Origin of the sequence: Erythrobacter sp. KY5 (assembly GCF_003264115.1) — a bacterium.
In the GTDB taxonomy this organism is placed as follows: Bacteria; Pseudomonadota; Alphaproteobacteria; order Sphingomonadales; family Sphingomonadaceae; genus Erythrobacter.
This window is the reverse complement of record NZ_CP021912.1, coordinates 2218505-2243393: the sequence shown is the minus strand read 5'-3', so window position 1 is coordinate 2243393 and position 24889 is coordinate 2218505. Positions and strand designations below refer to the sequence as shown.

Here is a 24889-nt window from a genome sequence, read left to right as displayed (position 1 = left end):
ATGGAGATCCGGCGCACCGACCTCAGCGAACCTGAAGTCGCTGCGCTGATCGACCTGCACACGCGCGAAATGTTCGAAGGCTCCCCGCCGGGCACGAACCACGCTCTCGACCTCTCGGGCCTGACGACGCCCGACATGGAAGCCTACGCCGCATGGGACGGCGCGCGCCTTCTCGCCATCGGTGCGATCCGCAAGCATGACGGTTTCGCCGAGATCAAGTCGATGCGCGCTCACCCCGAGGCTCGCGGAACGGGCGCGGGCAAGGCGATCCTCACAGCACTGATCGAGCGGGCGCGCGAGCTCGATTATCCAGAGATCAAGCTCGAAACGGGTTCAGGCGAATTGTTTGAACCCGCCACGCGGCTTTACTGCAGCTTCGGCTTCGAGCCATGCGGGTCGTTCGCTGGTTACACGCCTGGCGAATTCAACAAGCTCTTTTCGCTGAAGATCTAGCTTCCCACCAACGCCGTCAGCACCTGATCCGGCGGTCTGTGTCCATCTGCCCAGAAGCGGATATTGGCGATCACTTTCTCGCCCGATGCCTCGCGCCCTTCGACCGTTGCGCTGCCGATATGGGGGAGGGTCATCACATTTGGGTTCTTGATCAGGCGGCGGTCGACATTGGGTTCGTCGGGATAGACATCGAGACCTGCTCCCGCGAGGTGCCCCGATTGCAGCGCCTCGATCAGGGCTTCCTGGTCGATAAGTTCCCCGCGCGCGGTGTTCACGATGCTTGACCCGGGCTTCATCAGCGCGATCCTGCGCGCATCGATCATGTGGCGGGTTTCATCGGTAAGCGGGCAGTGCAGGGTCAGGATATCGGCCTCGGCAACGAGGTCGTCGAGCTTGGCAACATGGCGTACACCCAGCATCTGTTCGAGTGCCGCAGGAAGCGGCTTGCGGCTGTAATAGGCCACCTCAAGGCCGAAAGCGCGCCCCCTGTGAGCGACCGCCTGACCGATCCGGCCCATGCCGATGATGCCAAGCACCTTGCCGCCGATCTTGCGCCCCAGCATTCCGGTCGGTGCCCAACCGGTCCACTTGCCGCTGCGCACCAGTTCGACACCTTCTCGAATCCGGCGCGGCACGCCGATAATGCCCGCCATGGTGAGGTCGGCGGTGTCGTCGGTAAAGACGCCGGGCGTGTTGGTGACGATGATCTTGCGCTTCGCTGCTGCGGCGAGGTCGATATGCTCGGTTCCCGCCCCGAAATTGGCGATCAGGCGCAGGTTTTCGCCAGCGCCCTCGATCAGCTCGGCATCGATCCGGTCGGTGACTGTCGGTACAAGCACATCGCAGCTCGCCATGGCCTCGATCAGCTGCTCGCGGCTCATCGGCGTGTCGTCCGTGTTGAGCACCGTATCGTAAAGCTCGCTCATGCGCGCTTCCACGCTAGGGGCTAGGTGGCGTGTAACCACCACTTTCGGCTTGCCGGAGGCAAATTCGGGAGGGGTCTCGCTAATAGCCATGATCAAAGCGCTACGGGCTTTCGCAGCCAAGCGTCAAGCGGCCTGTTGGTCCTTGATGATGTGGGATTGAAAAGGTTATCAGGGAGCCATGACCGCGCTTCGATTTTTTGCCGTCCTCGGCCTGTGCCTTGTCTTGGCCGGTGCGATCTTCGCCGACACGCTTCGGGCCCAGAACCGGGAGGTTCCGTATTGGGCCACGCTGCGTTTCGATGAGGTCAATATGCGCGTGGGGCCAAGCCAGGAATACAAGATCGACTGGGTCTACAAGCGCAGGGGCCTCCCGGTGAAAGTCGTGCGTGTGAGGGAAAGCTGGCGGCTCGTACAGGACCATGAAGGCACGCAGGGCTGGGTGGCGGCAAGTCAGCTCAATCCAAAGCTGGGCGTGCTCATCATCGGTGAAGGCCTCACAGAGCTGCGCGAAGAGCCCGCCGCCAACTCCGCGATGCGCTGGCGCGCCGAGCCCGGCGTGGTCGGCGAGCTCATCGAGTGCCGCGACAATTTCTGCGAAATCGACGTCGGTGGCAGGATTGGTTGGGTCGCGATGGAGCGGCTGTGGGGCGTGGGCGCGATGGAGCCCGACGCCCCTTAACCCATCAAACCAGTTCGACTGCCACCGCCGTCGCTTCACCACCGCCGATGCACAGCGAGGCGACACCCCTGGTCTTGCCCTGCGTTTTGAGAGCGTTGATCAGCGTCACGATGATGCGCGTGCCCGATGCGCCGATCGGATGGCCGAGCGCGGTCGCGCCGCCGTTCACGTTGATCTTGGCATGATCAATGCCGATGTCGCGCATCGCGAACATTGCGACACAGGCGAAGGCCTCGTTCACTTCCCACAGGTCAACGTCGTCGACGCTCCAGCCTGCCTTGTCGAGCACCTTCTCGATCGCCCCGACAGGTGCGACAGTGAAATCTTTGGGCATGCGCGCGTGAGCGGCCATCGCCACGACCTTGGCGACCGGCTTCTGACCGTTTTCTTTGGCCACGCTTTCACGGGTGAGCACGACAGCCGCTGCGCCATCCGAGATTGAACTCGACGTAGCCGCCGTGATCGTACCGTCCTTGGCGAAGGCAGCGCGAAGCGTCGGGATCTTGTCGGGGCGGCCCTTGCCGGGCTGCTCGTCGGTGTCGACGGTGACTTCACCCTTGCGGGTCGCAAAGGTCACCGGGACCACTTCATCCGCAAACGCGCCGCTCTCGATAGCCTTGTTCGCGCGGTTGAGCGAGGTGATCGAATACTCGTCCATTTCTTCGCGGGTCAGCTGGTATTCGTTGGCGGTGTCCTGAGCAAAGGTGCCCATCGCGCGGCCTTCTTCGTAGGCGTCTTCGAGCCCGTCGAGGAACATGTGATCGTACGCCGTGTCATGCCCAATGCGCGCGCCCGAACGATGCTTCTTGAGGAGGTATGGCGCATTAGTCATGCTCTCCATGCCGCCAGCAACGACGTAATTGACCGTACCGCTGGCAAGCGCTTCGGCGCCCATGATAACGGTCTGCATTCCGCTGCCGCATACCTTGTTGACGGTGGTCGCCTGCACGCTTTCGGGAAGGCCCGCCTTGATCGTCGCCTGACGCGCGGGCGCCTGGCCAAGGCCTGCGGGAAGGACGCAGCCCATATAGGTGCGGTCGAACTTTTCGCCCGGCACACCCGAACGCTCCACCGCTGCCTTCACGGCAGTCGCACCCAGGTCAGTCGCCGACACATCGGCAAGCGCCCCTTGCATTCCGCCCATCGGCGTGCGCGCGTAGGAAAGGATGACAATCGGATCGTCGGCGGAAAACTGGGCCATGATGCACTTCCTTGAGAAACGAGGGGGAGATTTGGCTCCCGACTTAGTGTCGTGCCAGTCTCATGGCAACGCGTGATCAGCTTTGCCATCGGCAATTGGTATTAGCTTGCGAGCGCTCGCGGTTTCGCTCACAAAGCGTGGCAAAGCGAAACCAATTGTGCCGGAGAGAGAGACCAAAATGGCCGACGACAAACGCGAAGAACTTGAACGTCTGCTCGAATTGCAGCGCAGCGCCTTCACCGCATCGCGTCCGGAAAGCATGAAGATGCGCAAGAATCGCATTCGGCGCGCAATGGCTCTGCTCAAGGATCATGGCGAAAACCTCTGCAAAGCGATGAGCGCGGATTTCGGCAATCGCGCGATGCACCAATCCATGATTACAGATATCGATGGCACGATTGGAGCGGGCAAGAACGCGCTGTCCAACATGGACAAATGGGCGAGGCCTGAAAAGCGCAAGGTCCAGTTCCCGCTCGGCCTTATGGGCGCAAAGGCAGAGGTTCGTTACGAGCCCAAGGGCGTCATTGGCATCCTGTCACCGTGGAATTTCCCTGTGAACCTCGCTTTCTCGCCGCTGATGCAGGTCTTTGCTGCCGGCAACCGCGCCATGATCAAGCCAAGCGAATTTACCGAGCGCACATCGCTGCTGATGGCTGAACTGGTCGAAGAGTACTTCACTCCGGACGAATGCGTCGTCGTCACCGGCGGGCCGGAAGTTGCCGCCGCATTCTCGTCGCTGCCGTTCGACCACCTGATTTTCACCGGCTCGACTGCGACCGGGCGACGGGTGATGCAGGCCGCCGCCGAAAACCTCGTGCCCGTCACGCTTGAGCTTGGTGGTAAGTCCCCCGTGGTGCTTGGTCGCAGCGCTGATTTCGCGAAAGCGGGTGAGCGCATCGCGCTGGGCAAGATGATGAATGCCGGGCAGATCTGCCTCGCGCCCGATTACATGTATGTGCCCGAAGAGAGCGAGGACGAAGCGATTGCCGGCGTGACCAACGCCGCATCGACCATGTATCCGACCGTGCTCGAAAACGATGATTACGCGTCCATCGTTTCCGACCGCCACTTCGAGCGGCTTCAGGGCCTGGTCGAAGACGCGCGCGACAAGGGCGCCGAGGTTATCGAAGTCAATCCGGCGGGTGAGGACTTTGCGAGCGCCAACCAGCGCAAGATGCCACTGACGGTCCTGCGCGGCGTCAATGACGATATGAGCGTAATGCAGGAGGAAATCTTTGGCCCTGTCCTGCCGGTAAAGACCTACAAGGCGGTCGATGAGGCAGTGGATTACATCAATGCCAACGACCGCCCGCTTGGCCTCTACTACTTCGGCGAAGACAAGAACGAGCAGGAGCGCGTTCTTTCCCGCACCGTTTCAGGCGGCGTGACCACCAATGACGTCATCTTCCATGTCTCGATGGAGGACCTGCCGTTCGGCGGGATCGGTCCTTCGGGCATGGGAAGCTACCACGCGATAGAAGGCTTCAAGGAATTCAGCCATGCGCGCGCGGTCTATCACCAGCCCAAGATTGACGTGGCCAAGCTTGCCAAGATGAAGCCGCCTTATGGAAAGGCCAAGGAAAGCGCGTAAGGGCTGCCCCGATGAAAGCGATCCTCGCGGCACTCGCGCTAACGGCTGCGTCGCCTCTGTTCGCGCAAGAAAGCGCTGCGTGGCGAAGCGTCGATTCACAGACCGGGCAGATTAGCGACCTCGACGGTTTGACGCAGCTGGTCGAAGCCTTTCCCGACAGTTCCTCGGTGCGGCTTCGGTTGTTGAATGCCCAGCTCGGTGCCGAGGATATCGAAGGCCTCAAGGAAACGCTGCGCTGGCTGAAAGATCGCGGCTACCTTTTCAGCGAAGTCGCTCGCGGCCAGCTGCCGCGTCTGGTCGGGGAGGATAATGCCGGGGAAGTGGCGGCGCTGCTCATCCCCGAGGCTGACATCATCGAGGCAAGCGAGGTGATCGCGACCGCGCCGGCCGAGGCGGGGCTCATCGAAAGCGTCTTCGCCCCAGCGACCGCTCCTTTGATGGTGGCGACTTCGGTCACGGGTAACGCGATCCATATCTTTGTTCCGGACGCGGGGTGGACGGCGATTGCGGTGCCGGGAGCCAATGACTTGTCCGGCATCGTCGGAGAGCCGGACGATTCCATGGGCTGGGCTGCGTCTGCCAATCTTGACGATTCAGAAGACGCTGAGGAACTCTTTACCGGCCTTGTCGGACTGCGCGGCGACTTTCAAAATCCGGTATTCGTGGCCTCGCCCGAAAGCGCAAAGGCATTGTCCGACCTCGCGATTGGTCCAGATGCAACCGTTTATGCGAGCGATCCGGTCGGGGGAGGGGTCTATCGCAAGCCTGTCGGCGCGACCGAGATGCATGAGCTGGTTGCGCCGGGAACCTTCCGATCACCACAAGGTCTGGCGCTCAGCGCCGATGGCACGCGGCTCTACACCAGCGACTATCGCTATGGACTGGCGATCATCGACCTTGAGGACGGCTCCGTTTCGCGACTGCGCACGGACGTGCCGGCGATCCTCGACGGGGTCGATGGCCTGTGGCGGCATGGCGACCGCCTCATTGCGATGCAGAACGGCACATCGCCCATGCGGATCACCGCTTTGACCCTGTCGGAAGATGGGCTGAGCATCACCGCGGTCGAGACGCTTGAGCAAGCGCATCCCGGTTGGACGGAGCCATTGGGTGGGAGCATTTCTGGCAATGCGCTTGTTTACGTTGCGACCGGCCAATGGGACCGCTTCATCAAGGGTGAACCGGTTCAGGACAAACCCGCAATACCGACCGAGATTCGCCGCTTGCCACTTTTGGCCGGTCAGGATTGACATCGGCCAGGCCCGCAGTTCGATTTTCTGCAACAGATATGTGCTGATTTGACCGAGTCGCGCCCTTGCGCGGCAGTGACGACACGCCTAGAGGCAGCGCATTGGGACCAATAACGTCTGGACATCGCTGTGATAGATCTCGCTCAGTATCTGCCGATACTGCTCTTCATCTTCATCGCCTTCGGGCTTTCCGTGCTTTTCGTGTTTCTGCCGATGGGCGTTTCCCGCCTCACCGGTGCGCACAATCCTGACGCGGAAAAACTGTCGGAATATGAATGCGGCTTTCCCGCATTCGAAGACGCGCGCAGCCAGTTCGATGTCCGGTTCTATCTGGTCGCGATCAGCTTTATCATCTTCGACCTCGAAGCCGCTTTCCTGTTTCCCTGGGCGGTGAGCCTTGGTGAAACGGGCTGGGTAGGCTGGATCGGCATGATGACCTTCCTCGGCATCCTCGCGATCGGCCTTGCATATGAGTGGAAGAAGGGAGCTCTGGACTGGGAATGAGCACGCCCCAACAGACAATAGGGGTCACCCCTCCGGACAATCTGCCGGATGTGAGCGCACTCGAAACCGCGAAAGCGGGTGAGGTGCGCCAGCCTGACGAAGATTACTTCCGCTCGCTTCAGACAGAGGTGAATGACAAGGGCTTCCTCGTCACTTCGACCGAAGACCTGTTTCAGTGGGCGCGTACCGGTTCGCTGTGGTGGATGACCTTTGGCCTCGCATGCTGCGCGGTCGAGATGATCCACGTCAACATGCCACGTTATGACATGGAGCGTTTCGGCATCGCCCCGCGCGCCTCGCCACGTCAGTCGGACGTGATGATCGTCGCAGGGACGCTGTGCAACAAGATGGCTCCGGCCTTGCGCAAGGTTTACGACCAGATGTCTGATCCAAAATACGTGATCAGCATGGGTTCGTGCGCCAATGGCGGTGGCTATTACCACTATTCCTACAGCGTCGTTCGCGGCTGCGACCGGATCGTTCCGGTCGACATTTACGTGCCCGGTTGCCCTCCGACCGCCGAGGCGCTGCTTTATGGTGTGATGCAGCTGCAGCGGAAGATCCGCCGTTCCGGGACGATTGAGCGTTAATATGACCGTCCTCCACTCCGCCCCCAAATTCGCCTCGAACGATGGCGTCCTTGATGCTCTGAGCGAAAGCGTCAGCGTCTGGCTTGAGCGTGCTGAAGAGCAGCACGGCGAGATCATCCTCTCGGTAAAGCGCGACAGCGTCGCCGATGTGCTGCGTATCCTTCGCGATGACCATGCATACCAGCAATTGATGGAAATCGCCGGGGCCGACTATCCGGACCGCGATGAGCGTTTCGAGGTGGTCTACATGCTGCTCAGCCTGACCAAGAACCACCGGATCATGGTCAAGTGTTCGACCGACGAGGCGACGCCCGTGCCAAGCGTAACGTCGCTATGGCCTAACGCTGGCTGGCTCGAACGCGAGGTGTTCGACCTGTATGGCGTGGTATTCGACGGAAACTCGGACCTTCGCCGCATCCTCACCGATTACGGCTTCGAAGGGCATCCTTTCCGCAAGGATTTCCCGATGACCGGCTATATCGAGCTGCGCTATTCCGAAGACGAGAAGCGCGTCGTCTACGAACCGGTCGAACTGCCGCAGGACATGCGCACATTCGACTTCCTCTCGCCATGGGAAGGGTCGGACTACGTGCTTCCCGGCGATGAGAAGGCAGACGGCCCGCCGCAGGTAGACAAGCCCAAGGTAACCGAGAAACCCGCCGACACCGGTGCCGGCCCAAGGGCCGAGGAAAACGCCGCCAAAGGCACCGCCGCCGTTCCACCCGACATGATCGAGGTCGAGATCGGCGATGACGACGATGTGAAGGAGGGCGACGAATGAGCGTCCAGATCGAAGAATCGCCGACAACCGACGGCGAAGTCATCACCAACTACACGTTGAACTTCGGCCCGCAGCACCCTGCGGCGCACGGCGTCTTGCGCATGGTGATGGAACTTGACGGCGAAGTTATCGAGCGTGTCGATCCGCATGTCGGCCTGCTCCACCGCGGTACCGAGAAGCTGATCGAGCAGAAGACCTATCTTCAGGCGCTGCCCTATTTCGACAGGCTCGATTATTGTTCGCCGCTGTGTCAGGAGCACTCCTACGTGCTCGCGATCGAGAAGCTGCTGAACCTCGAGGTGCCAGAGCGTGCGCAGTACCTTCGCGTGCTGTTCGCCGAGCTGACCCGCATCTGCAACCACATGCTCAACATCGGCGCGCACGTCATGGACGTGGGTGCAATGACGCCGAACCTGTGGGTGTTCGAACTGCGCGAAGATTGCCTCAACTTCTTTGAACGCGCATCGGGCGCACGCATGCACTCTGCCTGGTTCCGTCCCGGCGGCGTTCATCAGGATGTGCCGGAGAAGCTGCTGGTCGACATTGGCGACTGGCTTGATAACCGTTTCTTCCAGCTCTTCGACGACGCGATGAGCCTCGTCATGGACAACCGCATCTTCAAGCAGCGCAACGTCGATATCGCCGTCGTAAGCCGTGATGACGCGGTCGCGTGGGGCTTTTCCGGCCCGATGATCCGTGCTGCGGGCATTCCGTGGGACCTGCGCAAGTCGCAGCCTTACGACGTCTATGACCGCATGGAATTCGACATTCCGGTCGGCACGAATTCGGATTGCTATGACCGTTTCATGGTGCGCGTGCAGGAAGTTCGCGAGAGCGCCAAGATCATCAAGCAGTGCCTGCGTGACATGCCCGAAGGCCCGATCGCAAGCACCGACGGCAAGGTTTCGCCTCCCAAGCGCGGCGAGATGAAGCAGTCGATGGAAAGCCTGATCCACCACTTCAAGCTCTACACCGAAGGCTTCCACGTGCCCGCGGGCGAAGTCTACGTCGCGACCGAAAGCCCCAAGGGCGAGTTCGGCGTCTATCTCGTCAGCGACGGCACGAACAAGCCGTACCGCTGCAAAATCCGCCCGACGGCTTTCAGCCACCTTCAAGCCATGGATATGATGAGCAAGGGACACATGCTGGCTGACGCCACCGCCATTCTCGGCGCGATTGATGTCGTGTTTGGGGAGTGTGATCGCTAATGGCTGACCGTACTCCCGCACCCGATACGCCCGAACTGCGCGCGCGCTGGGGCTCTTTCGAGTGGTCGAAAGAGAACAAGAAAAAGGCCGATCGCGAGATCGCCAAGTATCCTGAAGGTCGCCAGAAATCGGCAGTGATGGCTCTGCTCGATCTCGGCCAGCGTCAGGTTGGCGAGGAAACCGATACGCAGGGCTGGCTCCCGCTTCCGGTGATCGAATATATCGCCGACTATCTCGACATGCCGGTTATCCGGGTGCTCGAAGTCGCGACGTTCTATTTCATGTACAACATGAAGCCGGTCGGTAAGTACCACGTGCAAGTTTGCGGCACGACGCCGTGCATGCTGCGTGGATCGGACGACATCATCAGCGCGTGCAAGAAGCGCGGCATGGCGTTCGGCAAGGTGTCCGAGGATGGATTGTGGACCCTCACCGAAGTGGAATGCATGGGCAACTGCGCGACCGCGCCGATGGTCCAGATCAATGACGACAATTACGAGGACCTGACCGTCGAACGTCTCGACGCTGTGCTCGACGCGCTGGCCGCTGGCGAGCAGCCCAAAACGGGCACGCAAGAGCCGGGCCGCCACACCTCCGAACCGAGCGGTGGCCCGACCACGCTCAAGGAAATGGTCGACGCCAACCACGATTACCGGGGGGACTGGTGATGGCGACCAGTACACGAGCCTTGGTCGCGGTCGGCTTGACCGGATCTTTCATTGGCCTGTTTTGGCTTTTTGGTGCCGTAGCGATCCTCGGCCTTTATCCATTTACATTCAGTGTCTTTGGGTTCGTACTATGTTTGGTATTTTTCGTACCAAGCTTGTGGATTCTCAGACGCGCCAAACGAGAGATGCGCGCGGCCGATTTCGAAGGTCGTCGGCAATGAACGGCGGCACGCTCGCACTGATGATTGCAGGCCTCGTGGGCTTTGGTGCCGGCGCGTATCTCGCTGCCACTGGTGAGCGTCCCGTTGGTATTGCCCTGATGGGTATGGGCCTTCTGTTTCAGGCGCTGACGCTGCGCCAGCTGAGAATTTCTAAAGTGAAGGATCAAGGCGATGCTGGCTGACAAGGACCGCATCTTCACCAACGTTTACGGCTTCCAGGATGCCGGGCTCAAGGCTGCGCAGGCGCGCGGCGATTGGGACAACACCAAGGCTTTGATCGAACGCGGGCAGGACGCGATCATCGAAGAGATCAAGGCATCGGGTCTTCGTGGGCGGGGCGGGGCAGGCTTCCCCACCGGTCTTAAATGGTCGTTCATGCCAAAGGAATCGAAGGACGGCCGTCCGAGCTTCCTCGTCATCAACGCCGACGAATCTGAGCCGGGTTCGTGCAAGGACCGTGAGATCATCCGTCACGACCCGCACAAGCTGGTCGAAGGCGCACTCGTCGCCGGTTTCGCGATGCGTGCGCGTGCCGCCTATATCTACATTCGCGGCGAATATATTCGCGAAGCGCAGGTGCTGCAGGCTGCCATCGACGAAGCTTATGACGCAGGCCTGATCGGAAAGAATGCCAGCGGCACGGGCTTCGATTTCGACGTCTTCATGCATCGCGGCGCTGGCGCTTACATTTGCGGCGAAGAAACCGCGATGATCGAGAGCCTGGAGGGCAAGAAGGGGCAACCGCGCCTCAAGCCGCCGTTCCCGGCAGGTGCAGGCCTCTATGGCTGCCCGACCACGGTCAACAACGTGGAGAGCATTGCGGTCGTCCCCACGATCCTGCGTCGCGGCGCATCGTGGTTCGCGAGCTTCGGACGCGAGAACAACAAAGGCACCAAGCTCTTCCAGATCAGCGGACACGTGAACAAGCCCTGCGTGGTCGAGGAAGCGCTCAGTATCCCGTTCAGCGAGCTGATCGAAAATCATTGCGGCGGCATCGTCGGCGGCAAGGACAATCTCCTCGCCGTGATCCCCGGTGGCTCCTCGGTTCCGCTGGTCCCGGCCGAGCAGATCTGGGACGCGCCGATGGATTTCGACGGGCTGAAAGACCTCGGCTCGGGCCTCGGCACGGCGGGCGTGATCGTGATGGACAAGTCGACCGACATCGTTCGCGCGATCAGTCGACTAAGCTATTTTTACAAGCACGAAAGCTGCGGCCAGTGCACCCCCTGCCGCGAAGGCACGGGCTGGATGTGGCGCATGATGGAACGCCTGCGCACCGGCGATGCCGCGATCGAGGAAATCGACATGCTGCAGCAGGTCACCAAGCAGGTCGAAGGCCACACCATCTGCGCGCTGGGCGACGCGGCGGCCTGGCCGATCCAGGGCCTGATCCGCCATTTCCGCCCCGAGCTGGAACGGCGCATCAACGAACGACTTCCGGAGGCGGCGGAGTAATCATGGAAGAGTTTTTCCTGGTCATTTCCATGTTGTTGTTCGGTATCGGAGTGCCGTGGCTGGTCGTCTATTTGCAGTCGAAACGGCTGGCTGCTGTCGAAGTGGAGCTACGTGAGTTGTCAACCCTGATAAAGCGAGCCGGTTCGCGTGGATCGAGAGCTGACGATGCCTAAAGTCATCGTAGACGGTCAGGAAATCGAGGTTCCCGACGGCGCGACCGTGCTGCAGGCGTGCGAGCTTGCCGGAAAGGAAATCCCGCGCTTCTGCTATCATGAGCGGCTCAGCATCGCGGGCAACTGCCGCATGTGTCTGGTCGAGGTGAAGCCGGGGCCGCCCAAGCCGCAGGCGTCCTGCGCGCTTCCGGCTGCTGACGGTCAGGAAATCCGCACCGACACGCCGATGGTCAAGAAGGCGCGCGAAGGGGTGATGGAGTTCCTGCTCATCAACCACCCGCTTGACTGCCCGATCTGCGACCAGGGCGGAGAGTGCGACCTGCAGGATCAGGCGGTGGCCTATGGCCGCGGCGGATCGCGCTATGACCGCGAGAACAAGCGCGCGGTCACCGAAAAATACATGGGCCCGCTGATCAAGACGATCATGACCCGCTGCATCCATTGCACCCGCTGCGTGCGGTTCTCGGAAGAGATCGCGGGCGTGGACGAGATCGGCGCGCTCTATCGCGGCGAGGACATGCAGATCACGACCTATCTGGAGCAGGCTGCAAAGCACGAGCTTTCAGCCAATGTGATCGATCTGTGCCCGGTCGGCGCTCTGACTTCGCGTCCTTATGCTTTCGAAGCGCGTCCGTGGGAACTAAAGCGCACGCTCAGTATCGACGTATCGGACGCGGTTGGCGCCAACATTTCGCTTCACTCCAAGGGCCGCGAAGTGATGCGCGCACTCCCGCGCATCAATGACGACGTCAACGAAGAATGGCTGTCGGACAAGGGCCGCTATCAGGTCGATGGCTTGATGAAGCGCCGTCTCGACAAGGTCTTCATTCGTAAGGGCGGCAAGCTTCAGGCTTCGGGCTGGAGCGAAGCGTTTGATACGATCGCAAGCCACCTCGGCAGCCACAAGAGCGCGATTGCGGCGGTAGCTGGCGACATGGTCGATTGCGAGACGATGTTTGCGGCGAAGTCGCTTCTCAAGGCTTGCGGATCGAACCTCGTCGAAGCGCGTCAGACCGGCATGACCTACGATGTGTCGAACATTGCGGCGGTCAATTTCAACTCGACGCTCGCCGGGATCGAGACCGCTGATGCGATCCTGATCGTCGGCTCGCACATCCGCTGGGAAGCCGCGCTCGTCAATGCGCGCATCCGCAAGGCGGTTAAGCACGGCGCGAAGGTGTTCGTGGTCGGCCCGGAATGGGAAACCACCTATCCTGCTGAGTTTCTCGGCGAAGACCTCAAGGTTCTCAACCGCGCACCCAAGGCTCTTGGAGATGCGATGAAGGCTGCGGAACGCCCGGCTGTTATCCTCGGCGGTGCGGCTCTTGCAGCCGGTGCACTCGCCCCGGCATTGAAGCTGGTGGACAAGTTCGGCCTGGTAAAGGACGGTTGGAACGGCTTCAACGTCCTGCATATGAGCGCGGCTCGCATGGGCTCGCTGATGCTCGATTTCACGGTCGAAGGCGGCATGGCCGATCTCGCGGCGGCCAAGCCCAAGGTCGTCCTCAGCCTCGGCGCGGACGAAATGGATTACGAGCCATTCGCCAACAGCCTTAAAGTCTATATCGGGCATCACGGCGACAAGGGCGCGCATGCTGCCGACATCATCCTGCCAGCAGCAAGCTATGCTGAAAAGGACGGTACCTACGTCAACACCGAAGGCCGGGTGCAGTATGCCGAGAAAGCCGTATTCGCGCCGGGTGACGCGCGCGAAGACTGGACGATCCTGCGTGCGCTTGCAGACGCGCTGGGAGTCTCGGTCGGCTTCGACAGTTTCACGCAGCTTCAAGGCGCGATGATCGCCGAAGTGCCTGCGTTTGGCGAGGAAGGGCTCGCCGATTACGGCGACCTGCCCAAGGCCGACAGCAGCGCCAAGGCCGAAGGCACGATCAGTGCCTATCCGGTAAAGGATTTCTACCTCACCAACCCCATCGCGCGGGCGAGCGCGGTCATGCAGCAATGCTCGGCCGAACTGCTGCATGCAGATGAGATCAAGGAGGCTGCGGAATGACCGAGTTCTTCCAAGGCTTTGGCATGTCCTATGAGTGGGCATGGACCGTCGCCACCCTCGCCGGCATCCTCGCGATTTCGTTGATCGTGATGTTCTCGGTCGCGATGGTAATCTACGTTGACCGCAAAGTGCTGGGCGCGATCATGCTTCGCCGTGGTCCCAACGTTGTGGGGCCATTCGGGTTGCTTCAATCCTTTGCTGATGGCCTAAAGGTGTTCCTTCAGGAAACCATCATCCCGTCCGCCGCGAACAAGGGCATCTTCCTTCTCGCGCCGATCATCACCTTCACCGTTGCGCTTGCGGCATGGGCGGTGATTCCGTTCGATGCGGGCGTTGTGCTGGCTGACATCAATGTCGGGCTGCTCTACATCCTCGCGATCAGCTCGCTGGGCGTTTACGGCGTGGTGATGAGCGGGTGGGCGTCAAACTCCAAGTATCCGTTCTTCTCCGCCATGCGCGCCGCCGCGCAGATGATCTCTTATGAGGTCTCGATCGGCTTCATCCTCGTTTGCGTCGTGCTGTGGGCGGGGACCTTCAACATGACCGGCATTGTCGAGGCGCAGCGTGGGCACGGTTTCGGGATCGTTAACGGGTTTTTCTTCAACCTGCTGCTGTTCCCGATGTTCGTTGTGTTCTTCATCTCCGCCTTGGCAGAGACTGCACGCGCTCCCTTCGACCTGACCGAGGCGGAATCCGAGCTCGTCGCTGGCTACCAGACTGAATATTCGAGCATGGCCTTCGCCCTGTTTTGGCTGGGCGAATATGCGAACATCCTGCTGATGTGCTCGCTGTGCACGCTGCTCTTCATGGGCGGTTGGCTGCCACCGATTGAATGGGCACCGCTCTATTATGTGCCGGGCATCGTGTGGTTCTTGCTGAAGACCTTTGGCTTCTTCCTGATCTTTAGCTGGATCTGGGCGACCGTGCCGCGTTACCGCTATGACCAGCTGATGCGGCTTGGCTGGAAAGTGTTTCTTCCGATGAGCCTGCTCTTCGTCGCGGCGATCAGCGGCTACCTGATGGCGACAGGCCATTTCGACCGCCCGGCGCCGCTCGTGGATCCCGCCAGCGTACCGCCTGCCGATTTCGTTGAAACCCAACCAGCAGCGCAGCCAATTGCTGCAAGTGAAGCATCATGAGTACCGCAACACAGCTCCTCAAATCGTTCACCCTTTGGGAGTTCCTGAAGGCTCACGCGCTGACCTTGAAGTATTTCTTCAAACCCAAGGTGACGATCAACTATCCGTTCGAGAAGTCGCCTCTCAGCCCGCGTTTCCGCGGTGAGCACGCACTGCGCCGTTACCCGAACGGCGAAGAACGCTGCATCGCTTGTAAGCTGTGCGAAGCGGTGTGCCCCGCTCAGGCGATCACGATCGAGGCAGAGCCGCGCGAAGACGGCAGCCGCCGCACCACCCGCTACGACATCGATATGACCAAGTGCATCTATTGCGGCTTTTGCCAGGAAGCGTGCCCGGTCGATGCGATCGTAGAGGGGCCAAACTTCGAATACGCCACCGAAACCCGCGAAGAGCTGCTTTATGACAAGGCAAAGCTGCTCGCGAATGGTGACAAGTGGGAACGGGCCATCGCGGCCAATCTTGAAGCTGACGCACCCTATCGTTAAGGGCGCTGCGGCCAAGAGTACAAGGGACTCAAAACGGGGATCATGATTCAAGTTCTAGCATTCTACCTGTTCTCAGGGCTCGTCATCGCGAGCGCGGTCATGGTCATCATGTCGCGCAACCCGGTGCACAGCGTCCTGTGGCTGATCCTCGCCTTCTTCAATGCGGCGGGATTGATGGTTCTCGTCGGCGCGGAATTCATCGCGATGCTGCTCGTGATTGTCTATGTCGGAGCGGTCGCGGTCCTGTTCCTGTTCGTGGTTATGATGCTCGACATCGACTTCGCCGCGATGCGCGCTGGTTTTATCAAGAACTTCCCACTGGGGATCGCCATTGCGCTCATCCTGCTGGCAGAGTTGATCCTTGGTCTTGGCGCATATGGTGCGGGCGGGATTGAGCTTGGGACGCCCGATGGCACTGCGGTGGAGCGAGAGGGTGTTAGCAACATCGAGGCCATCGGAGCGCTGCTTTACGGACGTTATATCGTGCTGTTCGAGATCGCCGGCATCATCCTGCTTGTGGCGATGATCGGCGCGATTGTTCTCACCCACCGTGAGGCAAAGCCGGGTGCACGTGGCCGCCAGGACATCGGCAAGCAGATCCGCCGCCGCCCCGAAGAGGCAACCGTCATGAAAAATCCCGAATACGGGAAGGGGGTCGAGCTGTGAGCATCGGCATCGAACATTACCTCGTAGTGGGCGCGATCCTGTTCGTGCTCGGCGTGCTCGGTATCTTCCTCAATCGCAAGAACGTGATCGTCATCCTCATGGCGGTCGAGCTGATCCTGCTGAGCGTCAATATCAACCTGGTCGCATTCAGCGCGTTCAAGGGCGATCTCGTAGGACAGGTTTTCGCGATGATGGTCCTGACCGTCGCCGCGGCAGAGGCAGCCATCGGGCTCGCTATCCTCGTCATCTATTATCGCGGTCGCGGCACAATCGCGGTCGACGACGTGAACCGGATGAAGGGATAAGCACCGGTGCAAACGCAAATCCTCATCATCGTATTCGCGCCGCTCGTTGCGTCGATCATTGCGGGGCTGGGCAACCGCGCACTTGGCAACACCGTGACCAAGTCGATCACGACCGGCGCGCTGTTCCTGTCCGCGATCCTTAGCTGGCCGATCTTCATCGGTTTTCTTGCAGGTACGCATACGGCTGAAGTCGTACCCGTACTTCAATGGGTGCAGTCGGGCGACATGAGCTTTGACTGGGCGCTGCGCGTCGATGCGCTGACTGCGGTCATGCTCGTGGTCATCAACTCGGTTTCAGCGCTCGTGCACCTTTATTCGTGGGGGTACATGGAAGAAGACCCGGATCAGCCGCGCTTCTTCGCCTACCTGTCACTTTTCACCTTCGCGATGCTGATGCTCGTGACTGCCGATAACCTCGTCCAGATGTTCTTCGGATGGGAAGGGGTGGGGCTTGCCTCGTATCTGCTGATCGGTTTCTGGTTCAAGAAGCCCAGCGCCAATGCCGCTGCGATCAAGGCTTTCGTGGTTAACCGTGTGGGCGATCTGGGTTTCATGCTCGGCATTTTCGGGACATTTCTGGTGTTCAACACCACCTCGATCCCCGAAATCCTCGATGCAGCGCCCGCGATGAGCGGGACGACCATCACCTTCCTTGGCATGCGCCTCTACACGATGGATATTCTGTGTATCCTTCTGTTCATCGGCGCGATGGGCAAATCGGCGCAGCTTGGTCTTCACACTTGGCTGCCCGATGCGATGGAAGGCCCGACCCCGGTGTCGGCGCTGATCCACGCGGCTACCATGGTGACCGCGGGCGTCTTCATGGTCTGCCGCCTTTCGCCGATGTTCGAGACCGCGCCGACCGCGCTAATGATCGTTACTGTGATCGGTGCCGCCACCTGCTTCTTCGCAGCGACGATCGGCACGACGCAATGGGACATCAAGCGGGTCATCGCCTATTCGACCTGTTCGCAGCTGGGCTACATGTTCTTTGCAGCAGGTGTGGGCGCATATGGCGTGGCGATGTTCCACCTTTTCACGCACGCATTCTTCAAGGCGCTGCTGTTCCTTGGCGCAGGCTCTGTCATTCACGCGATGCATCATGAGCAGGACATGCGCTATTACGGCAACCTGCGGAAAGAGATTCCGGTCACCTTCTGGGCGATGATGGCGGGGACGCTCGCGATCACTGGTGTCGGTGTGCTTGGCGTGTTCGGTTTCGCGGGCTTCTACTCGAAGGATGCAATCCTCGAAGCGGCCTGGGCGCGCGGTACTGGCGTTGCACAGTTTGCCTTCTGGGCGGGCGCAATCGCTGCTTTGCTGACCAGCTTCTACAGCTGGCGTCTGATGTTCCTCACTTTCTGGGGCAAGCCGCGCTGGATTGAGAGCGAGCATATCCAGCACTCGGTTCACAAAACGCCTGAGGACGCCGGCGAGGACACGACTGGCGGATACCATCCGCATGAAAGCCCGATCACTATGCTCGTTCCACTTGGTCTGCTGACTGTAGGTGCGGTGTTTGCTGGATACGTCTTTAAGTATCCGTTCATCGATGGAGCATCCGACGCAGTGAACGGCGCTTTCTGGGGAGGCTCGATCTACTTTAACGAGAATCTCGTCCACGCGCTTCATGCGGTGCCTCTGTGGGTCAAGCTGACCGCCACTGTCGTCATGATCGCTGGATTTATCGGCGCGTACATCGCTTACATCGCGAAGCCCGACATTCCGGCGAAGTTCGTCGGCACTTTCGGCGCGCTCCACAATTTCGTGTTCCGCAAGTGGTACTTTGACGAGCTTTACAACGCGATTTTCGTAAAGCCTGCGTTTTGGCTGGGACGCCAGTTCTGGAAGCTTGGCGACATCGGCACGATTGACCGCTTTGGCCCCAACGGCATTGCCGCCGTGGTCCAGCGTGGCTCGGTGGCCGCCAAGTCCATCCAATCGGGCTATCTCTACACTTACGCGCTGATCATGCTTCTCGGCCTGATTGCCGCTGTCACTTTTGTGCTGCTCTAGGGGTCATTGAGAGCAATGGATTTTCCCATCCTCACCACCATGATGCTGGTGCCGCTCGCTGGAGCGATTGCCTGCTTGTTTGCAGGAAATGCTTCCCGCGTGATTGCGCTAGGCGCGACGCTCGTAACCTTTGGTCTGGGCGTGATGCTGTGGGTCAATTACGAAATCGGCGGCGCACAGTGGCAGTTCCAGGAACGCTACAACCTCGTCGCTGGCTTCTCTTACGCGTTAGGCATCGACGGCATCGCCTTGATGCTCATCATGCTGAGCGTCTTCCTGATGCCGATCTGCATTCTCGCCAGTTGGGAAGGTATCACCAAGCGCATTGGCGAATACATGAGCGCCTTCCTGTTCATGGAAGTCCTTATGATCGGGACGTTCGCTGCGCAGGATATCTTCCTGTTCTACATCATGTTCGAGGCGGGTCTTATCCCGATGTACCTGATCATCGGTGTATGGGGCGGCGATAACCGGATTTACGCGAGCTACAAATTCTTCCTCTACACGCTGCTCGGATCAGTTCTTATGCTGGTGGCGATGTTCTGGATGGTGGCCGAGGCCGGCACTTCCTACATCCCGGCGCTGATGGAATACCCGTTCCCTGGCGGAGCGCAGACCTGGCTGTGGCTCGCCTTCTTCGCGAGCTTTGCGGTGAAGGTCCCCATGTGGCCTTTCCACACCTGGCTTCCCGATGCTCACGTTCAGGCGCCGACCGCGGGGTCGGTAATCCTCGCCGGCGTTCTGCTCAAGCTTGGCGGGTACGGTTTTATCCGGTTCAGCCTTCCGATGTTCCCGGAAGCCAGCGCTGACTTCGCATGGTTTGTCTTCATCCTCTCTATGATCGCAGTGGTCTACACCTCGCTCGTCGCGCTCGTGCAGGCGGACATGAAGAAGCTCATCGCCTATTCGTCGGTCGCTCACATGGCGATTGTCACCGTCGGCTTGTTCGCATTCAACGTGCAGGGGCTTGAGGGCGCGATGATTGTCATGCTTTCGCACGGCCTTGTGTCGGGCGCGCTCTTCCTGTGCGTGGGCGTGATCTACGACCGCCTGCATACGCGCGAAATCGAGCGTTACGGCGGGTTGTCGATCAACATGCCTTATTATGCGATCTTTTTCCTGCTGTTCACGATGGCCTCGATCGGCCTGCCGGGCACCAGCGGCTTCGTTGGCGAGTTCCTCTCGCTCGCCGGCATCTATCAGACTTCCAGCCTCGTGGCGCTGATCTGCACCACCGGTATCATTCTTGGCGCTGCCTACATGCTTTACCTCTACCGCCGCGTCGCTTTCGGGGGCCAGAAAAACCCTGATGCGGCGGCCATGTCCGACATGACCGTTCGCGAATGGGTGATGATGGCACCGATCGCAGCCGTGGTGCTGTGGATGGGCGTTTATCCAGAGAGCTTCCTTGCTCCGATGCGTGCGGACATTGCGGTGCTCGATGCCCAGATCGCGGCTGCGGCTCCTGCCAGCGATGCCGATCTTGCCGCAGGTGATCCTCGCGCGGAGGCGGCCAACGCCATCGAGTATGATCACGCCGAAGGGGAGGGTCACTGATGATCGACTTTGCATCCTCTTTCGCGCTCGTCATGCCGGAACTGTTGCTGACCGCAGCGGGCCTCATTTTGCTGCTGGTTGCAGCATGGGGCGGTGACAAGCTCGCTCGTCCGGTCGCGATCCTGGCTGTTTCTGCGCTGTTTGGTGCCGGGATCATGACGGTTCCCGGCCTGCACTTCGGTGTCGACGGGCCGGACACTTTCGCGTTCGGCACGCTCATGAAGGTCGACAGCTTCGCGCTGTTTTCAAAGGCGCTGATCTACCTTGCGGCCATCGGCTGCCTCATCGTGGCGCCCGCGTTCTTCAATTCAGCCGCTGCCGGGGCAGAACGAGGCCTTAGAGCTGAGTACCCGGTGTTGGTCCTGTTCGCGACGCTCGGCATGAGCATCATGGTTTCGGCCAGCGATTTCATGACGCTCTATCTCGGTCTCGAATTAAATTCGCTCGCAGCTTACGTGCTCGCATCGATCCTTCGCGCGGACCAGCGCTCTGCGGAAGCGGGTCTGAAATACTTTGTTCTCGGCGCGCTTGCCTCTGGCATTCTGCTTTACGGGATAAGCCTGCTTTATGGCTTCACCGGCGGGACCGACTTTGCGAGTGTGCGGGCCGGGCTCGAAGGCGAACTTTCCACCGGGCAATTGTTCGGGTTGATCTTCGTCATGGCAGGCCTTGCGTTCAAGATCGCGGCGGTGCCGTTCCACATGTGGACGCCTGATGTTTACGAGGGCGCGCCAACCCCTGTCACCGCCTTCTTTGCCACCGCACCCAAGGTAGCCGCAGTCGCGCTTACCGCTCGCGTTGTATTCGAAGTGTTCGGCGGTCAAGTCCTCGCATGGCAACAGATTGTTATGTTCGCAGCGCTCGCCTCAATCGTTTTCGGCGCGCTCGGCGCTATCGGTCAGGAGAACCTCAAGCGCTTGCTCGCCTATTCCTCGATCAACAATATCGGCTTTATCCTGCTGGGCCTTGCAGTGGCGTCCCCAGCGGGGGCGAGCGCGATGCTTATCTATCTGTTCATCTATGTCGCGATGAGCCTTGGCAGCTTCGTAGCGCTTCTCATGCTGCGCAGCGAAGACGGCAACTTGTTCGAGACCTTCGGCGATATTGCTGGCCTGGCAGTGACGCGCCCGGCGATTGCCTGGTGCCTGCTCCTGCTCATGTTCAGCCTTGCGGGTATTCCGCCGCTGCTCGGCTTTTACAGCAAGTTCGTGGTGTTTCAGGCAACAGTTGAGGCCGGTCTGGTGGTCTTCGCAGCCATCGCTATCGCGGCGAGTGTCATTGGTGCATTCTATTACATCAAGTTCGTCAAGGTAATGTTCTTCGATGAGCCCGCTGGCGTCGCCACCGGCAAGAGCGGAGCCGCGCATTGGGTGTTGCTGGCAATCACCGCCGTGATCATCTCACCGCTTGGCTATCTGCTCACGCCGTCGCTGACTGATCTTGCGGACAAGGCGGCACGCGCGCTCTTCATGGCGGTTTGATCGGACAGGCTGGTTTGATCCGCTTCATAGAGGAAACCGGCTCCACCAACGCCGATCTCGCAGCGTCGCTGCGTTCTGGCGATCCACCCGCACGGGATGACTGGCTCGTCGCTCGCCGACAGACCGCTGGTAAAGGACGGCAAGGGCGCGAGTGGTTTGATGGGACGGGCAATTTCATGGGCTCGACCGTGGTCGCCATTCGCGATGGTGACCCACCGCCAGCCTCGCTTAGTTTTGTCGCAGCGCTCGCGGTCGCTGACGCGATCCATGAAACAAGCGATGGGCCGATACGCGCTGAACTCAAATGGCCCAATGACGTCCTGATTGCGCGGGCAAAGGTTTCGGGCATCCTGCTCGAAATGGTAGATCGCAGTGTCGTGGTGGGGATCGGTGTCAATCTGGCAATGGCACCCAAACTTGCGGACCGCAGGACCGCAGCGCTAGCCGATTTTGGACAGGCACCAAACCTTGAGACCTTTGCCGAAGAGCTCGCGCGCCGATTTGCGAGCTATGTCACGATCTGGCGCGGGAGCGGCCTTGCCGCGGTTCTGCGCGCTTTTCTCGACGCTTCAATCCACCGGACCGGCGACCCTGTGCAAGTGCACGACACCGATGGCTCACGGATTGAAGGAGCATTCGCAGGGCTCGATCCGTTGGACGGCGCGCTCAAGCTGAACTTGGCGGATGGCTCCGAACGTGTCATTCGAGCGGGCGACATTACCTAAAGGAGTGCAAGGCCCATGCTGTTGGCGGCCGATGTCGGAAATACCAATGTCGTTTTCGCCCTGTTCGAAGCGGACGGGGAGGGCGGCTATGTCTGCCCACCGCGCGCTCGCTGGAGAATTGCGACCGATCCGCGTCGAACGGGAGACGAATACGCTGTATGGCTGCTGCAATTGCTGACCATTGAAGGCGTGAGCCGTGACGATATCAGCCAGATTGTATACGCCTCAGTCGTGCCGCGCGCCGATCACAATCTCAGCGTGCTGTCACAGAAATACTTTGGCATCACTCCGCTCAAAGCAGGCGAGGGCAAGGCAGCCTGGAAGTTTGAGATAGACGTCGATCAGCCCAGTTCGCTGGGTGCGGACCGGGCGCTCAACATCCTCGCTGCGCACCAGAAATATGGCGGTGATATCATCGCAATCGACTTCGGCACCGCGACCAAGTTCGAAGCGATCGATTTCAACGGCACTTATAAGGGCGGTTCGATCGCGCCCGGGATCAACCTCTCGCTCGATGCGCTTGTAGGGAAAACCGCGAAGCTGCCCCGCATCGCAATTCGCTCACCGGAAAGCACAAGCGTCATCGGACGCAACACCGAAGATCAGATGCTCATCGGAGTGTTCTGGGGCTACGTTGCGATGATGGAGGGGATCGTTGCCCGCATGAAGAAAGAGATCGGGCGCCCGACCAAGGTGATCGCAACGGGCGGGCTCGCTATCTTGTTCGATGAGGCGACTGACATTTTCGACATAGTCGACGCCGACCTAACAATCGAAGGCCTCGCAATTCTTGCGCGGCAGGCCGCCGAATAACCCCCTCTCTCCAGAATAAAAAAAGAGAATCTGTGAAGAAGAATTACACTCCTGAAAAGGAACTGCTTTTCCTGGCCCTTGGTGGATCAGGCGAAATTGGAATGAACGTCAACCTTTATGGCTGCGATGGAAAGTGGCTAATGGTCGATCTGGGGATGACGTTTTCGGGCGGCGAATATCCCGGTGTCGACCTTGTCTTTGCCGATCTTGAATTCATTGAAGAGCGAACCAAGGACCTTCTGGGAATTGTCCTCACTCACGCGCATGAAGATCACATCGGTGCCGTACCGTATTTTGCCGGTGAGCTGGGCGTGCCGCTCTATGCGACGCCGTTCACGGCTGAACTCGTGGCTCGCAAGCTTGAGGAAGCTGGCTTGCTCGGACAGGTTGAGATCAACATCATTGAAGAAGATCATGGGCAGATCGAGATCGGCCCCTTCTCCATAACCTACCTACCGCTTGCTCACTCCATCGCAGAAGGCAACGCGCTCCTGATCGACACCCCGTATGGCCGGGTGTTTCATACCGGCGACTGGAAGCTCGACGAAGATCCGATCATCGGCGAACCTACGACGGAAAAGGAACTGCGCGCTATCGGTGACGACGGCGTTCTTGCGCTGGTTTGCGACTCCACCAACGTCTTCAATCCCAACCCATCCGGATCGGAAGGTGCGGTTCACAAAGGATTGATGGAGGAGATTGCGCTGCATTCTGGAAAGCGCGTGCTGGTTACTACCTTTGCCAGCAATGTCGCGCGTTTGCACACGCTCGGCGAAGTTGCTCGAGAAACCGGCCGGCAATTGTGCGTGGCGGGACGCTCGCTCGACCGCATTATCGAAGTGGCGCAGGATAACGGCTACCTGGAGGACTTTCCGGAACCGGTCGATTTTGACACTGCCATGAGCCTTCCTCGCGGCGAGGTCCTGATCCTTGCGACCGGCGGACAGGGGGAGCCGCGTGCTGCGTTGGCCCGCATTGCAGACGACAACCACCCGCTAGAACTGGTGCCGGGTGACGTCGTGCTTTTCTCGTCGCGACAGATCCCCGGCAATGAAATCGCGATCGGCAAGATGCAGAACCAGCTGGCCGCCAAGGGGATCACCATGATCACCGACCGCCAGAGCCTGATCCATGTCTCTGGCCATCCGGGCCGCCCAGAGCTTGAGGCGCTGTACGACTGGCTGAAGCCAGAAGTGCTGGTTCCGGTCCACGGCGAAATCCGCCACATGGCCGAGCAAGCTCGTCTCGGGAAAGCGTGCGGCATTCCTGCGGGTGTCGTGCAGAAGAATGGCGATGTGGTTCGCCTTGCACCCGGAAAACCCGGCAAGATCGCAGAGGTTTTGAGCGGACGCCTTGTCCTCGACGGAGACATAATCGCACCGGCTGATGGCGAAGCGGTGACGACTCGCCGCCGGATATCCTTTGAAGGTCTGGTAGTCGTAGTGCTCGCCCGCGGACAGACGCCCGTGATTGAGGCTATTGGTTTGCCGCTTGATGAAGATCTGCCTGATTTTGTTGAAGAGACCCAGAACGATATCCTGAAGGCCATTGGCAAGCTCAAGGGACGCGATGCCTCTGATCCGGTGGCCGTGCACGAAGCGGCGCGCCTCGCAGCGCGGCGTTCTGCGAGGCGGTGGTCGGGCAAGAATCCGCAAGTCCGGGTGATAATGCCGGGCCTGGGCTCACCGGAGGCTGACTGATGCAATGGACCTCGATCCTTGCGGTCTACTTCCTGTTCTGGGTGATGAGTGCCTTCATGCTCCTGCCTTTCGGCGTGCGCACGGCGGACGAGGAAGGTATCGAAAAGGTGCCAGGACAGGCTGAGAGCGCACCGACAAACTTCAGGCCTGGGCCGTTGGTGATCAAGGCAACGATCATCGCATGCGTACTGACAACGCTGTTCGTGCTCAACTTTGAATATGGCTGGCTGTCTGCCGAAGATCTCGACATCTTCCCGGAGCCGCCCACGCAGATCGGGCCGCGAGACTAGG

General features: G+C 60.0%; 26 protein-coding genes. 24 read left to right on the top strand and 2 right to left on the bottom strand.

What is annotated here, in order from left to right; translation table 11 throughout:
- Positions 1-453 (top strand): GNAT family N-acetyltransferase, encoded by a 453-nt coding sequence (locus CD351_RS10615; protein ID WP_111992624.1) that lies wholly within the window; start codon positions 1-3, stop codon positions 451-453.
- On the opposite strand, the gene CD351_RS10610 is transcribed toward CD351_RS10615, so the two are convergent.
- Positions 450-1469, bottom strand: coding sequence for a D-glycerate dehydrogenase (locus tag CD351_RS10610; protein WP_111992623.1), 1020 nt, complete (start codon positions 1467-1469; stop codon positions 450-452). The two genes, CD351_RS10615 and CD351_RS10610, sit on opposite strands and share 4 nt — an antisense overlap.
- An 88-nt stretch (positions 1470-1557) precedes the next feature.
- Between CD351_RS10610 and CD351_RS10605 the strand changes: the two genes are divergently transcribed.
- Complete coding sequence (locus CD351_RS10605; protein ID WP_111992622.1) at positions 1558-2058, top strand: SH3 domain-containing protein; 501 nt, start codon at positions 1558-1560, stop codon at positions 2056-2058.
- Between the two features lie 4 nt (positions 2059-2062).
- Here the strand turns inward: CD351_RS10605 and CD351_RS10600 are convergent, their stop codons facing one another.
- Positions 2063-3259 (bottom strand): acetyl-CoA C-acyltransferase, encoded by a 1197-nt coding sequence (locus CD351_RS10600; RefSeq protein ID WP_111992621.1) that lies wholly within the window; start codon positions 3257-3259, stop codon positions 2063-2065.
- 157 nt (positions 3260-3416) lie between these two features.
- Between CD351_RS10600 and CD351_RS10595 the strand changes: the two genes are divergently transcribed.
- The 22 genes from CD351_RS10595 (at position 3417) to CD351_RS10495 (ending at position 24888) form a co-directional block, all read left to right on the top strand.
- On the top strand, positions 3417-4850 hold the full coding sequence (locus tag CD351_RS10595) for a coniferyl aldehyde dehydrogenase (RefSeq protein WP_255413007.1): 1434 nt from the start codon (positions 3417-3419) through the stop codon (positions 4848-4850).
- A gap of 11 nt (positions 4851-4861) precedes the next feature.
- The gene (locus tag CD351_RS10590; RefSeq protein WP_111992619.1) at positions 4862-6100 is read left to right on the top strand and encodes a hypothetical protein; all 1239 of its coding nucleotides are present in this window, start codon (positions 4862-4864) and stop codon (positions 6098-6100) included.
- Positions 6101-6229: 129 nt separating this feature from the next.
- Positions 6230-6604: an NADH-quinone oxidoreductase subunit A gene (locus CD351_RS10585; protein WP_007164322.1), complete on the top strand. Its 375-nt coding sequence runs from the start codon at positions 6230-6232 to the stop codon at positions 6602-6604.
- Positions 6601-7194, top strand: coding sequence for an NADH-quinone oxidoreductase subunit B family protein (locus CD351_RS10580; RefSeq protein WP_234027104.1), 594 nt, complete (start codon positions 6601-6603; stop codon positions 7192-7194). The genes CD351_RS10585 and CD351_RS10580 overlap by 4 nt, the downstream gene beginning before the upstream one ends.
- A gap of 1 nt (position 7195) precedes the next feature.
- Positions 7196-7975 carry an NADH-quinone oxidoreductase subunit C gene (locus tag CD351_RS10575; protein WP_111992618.1) on the top strand — a complete coding sequence of 260 codons (780 nt, stop codon included), beginning with the start codon at positions 7196-7198 and terminating at the stop codon, positions 7973-7975.
- A complete protein-coding gene (locus tag CD351_RS10570; protein ID WP_111992617.1) occupies positions 7972-9183 on the top strand; it encodes an NADH-quinone oxidoreductase subunit D in 1212 nt (403 codons plus the stop codon). The genes CD351_RS10575 and CD351_RS10570 overlap by 4 nt, the downstream gene beginning before the upstream one ends.
- Positions 9183-9851 (top strand): NADH-quinone oxidoreductase subunit NuoE, encoded by a 669-nt coding sequence (gene nuoE / locus CD351_RS10565; protein WP_111992616.1) that lies wholly within the window; start codon positions 9183-9185, stop codon positions 9849-9851. The genes CD351_RS10570 and nuoE overlap by 1 nt, the downstream gene beginning before the upstream one ends.
- Before the next feature lie 217 nt (positions 9852-10068).
- Positions 10069-10254 (top strand): hypothetical protein, encoded by a 186-nt coding sequence (locus tag CD351_RS10560; RefSeq protein WP_111992615.1) that lies wholly within the window; start codon positions 10069-10071, stop codon positions 10252-10254.
- A complete protein-coding gene (gene nuoF / locus CD351_RS10555) occupies positions 10244-11527 on the top strand; it encodes an NADH-quinone oxidoreductase subunit NuoF (RefSeq protein WP_111992614.1) in 1284 nt (427 codons plus the stop codon). The genes CD351_RS10560 and nuoF overlap by 11 nt, the downstream gene beginning before the upstream one ends.
- Before the next feature lie 2 nt (positions 11528-11529).
- Positions 11530-11700, top strand: coding sequence for a hypothetical protein (locus CD351_RS15730; protein ID WP_162627691.1), 171 nt, complete (start codon positions 11530-11532; stop codon positions 11698-11700).
- Positions 11693-13711 carry an NADH-quinone oxidoreductase subunit NuoG gene (gene nuoG, locus CD351_RS10550; protein ID WP_111992613.1) on the top strand — a complete coding sequence of 673 codons (2019 nt, stop codon included), beginning with the start codon at positions 11693-11695 and terminating at the stop codon, positions 13709-13711. The genes CD351_RS15730 and nuoG overlap by 8 nt, the downstream gene beginning before the upstream one ends.
- Positions 13708-14850 (top strand): NADH-quinone oxidoreductase subunit NuoH, encoded by a 1143-nt coding sequence (nuoH, locus tag CD351_RS10545; RefSeq protein WP_111992612.1) that lies wholly within the window; start codon positions 13708-13710, stop codon positions 14848-14850. The genes nuoG and nuoH overlap by 4 nt, the downstream gene beginning before the upstream one ends.
- Positions 14847-15335 carry an NADH-quinone oxidoreductase subunit NuoI gene (gene nuoI / locus CD351_RS10540; protein WP_111992611.1) on the top strand — a complete coding sequence of 163 codons (489 nt, stop codon included), beginning with the start codon at positions 14847-14849 and terminating at the stop codon, positions 15333-15335. The genes nuoH and nuoI overlap by 4 nt, the downstream gene beginning before the upstream one ends.
- A 42-nt stretch (positions 15336-15377) precedes the next feature.
- Complete coding sequence (locus CD351_RS10535; protein WP_111992610.1) at positions 15378-16001, top strand: NADH-quinone oxidoreductase subunit J; 624 nt, start codon at positions 15378-15380, stop codon at positions 15999-16001.
- Positions 15998-16306, top strand: coding sequence for an NADH-quinone oxidoreductase subunit NuoK (gene nuoK / locus CD351_RS10530; protein WP_111992609.1), 309 nt, complete (start codon positions 15998-16000; stop codon positions 16304-16306). Before CD351_RS10535 ends, nuoK begins: the two co-directional genes overlap by 4 nt.
- A gap of 6 nt (positions 16307-16312) precedes the next feature.
- The gene (gene nuoL, locus CD351_RS10525; RefSeq protein ID WP_111992608.1) at positions 16313-18322 is read left to right on the top strand and encodes an NADH-quinone oxidoreductase subunit L; all 2010 of its coding nucleotides are present in this window, start codon (positions 16313-16315) and stop codon (positions 18320-18322) included.
- Positions 18323-18337: 15 nt separating this feature from the next.
- Complete coding sequence (locus tag CD351_RS10520) at positions 18338-19879, top strand: NADH-quinone oxidoreductase subunit M (protein WP_111992607.1); 1542 nt, start codon at positions 18338-18340, stop codon at positions 19877-19879.
- Positions 19880-19881: 2 nt separating this feature from the next.
- Entirely contained in the window at positions 19882-21360 is a 1479-nt protein-coding gene (gene nuoN / locus CD351_RS10515; RefSeq protein ID WP_111993708.1) for an NADH-quinone oxidoreductase subunit NuoN, read from the top strand.
- Between the two features lie 14 nt (positions 21361-21374).
- A complete protein-coding gene (locus CD351_RS10510; protein ID WP_111993707.1) occupies positions 21375-22085 on the top strand; it encodes a biotin--[acetyl-CoA-carboxylase] ligase in 711 nt (236 codons plus the stop codon).
- 15 nt (positions 22086-22100) lie between these two features.
- The gene (locus CD351_RS10505) at positions 22101-22898 is read left to right on the top strand and encodes a type III pantothenate kinase (RefSeq protein ID WP_111992606.1); all 798 of its coding nucleotides are present in this window, start codon (positions 22101-22103) and stop codon (positions 22896-22898) included.
- 32 nt (positions 22899-22930) lie between these two features.
- The gene (locus CD351_RS10500) at positions 22931-24598 is read left to right on the top strand and encodes a ribonuclease J (protein WP_174214265.1); all 1668 of its coding nucleotides are present in this window, start codon (positions 22931-22933) and stop codon (positions 24596-24598) included.
- Positions 24598-24888: a DUF1467 family protein gene (locus CD351_RS10495; protein WP_111992605.1), complete on the top strand. Its 291-nt coding sequence runs from the start codon at positions 24598-24600 to the stop codon at positions 24886-24888. The genes CD351_RS10500 and CD351_RS10495 overlap by 1 nt, the downstream gene beginning before the upstream one ends.
- Position 24889: the final 1 nt, after the last annotated feature.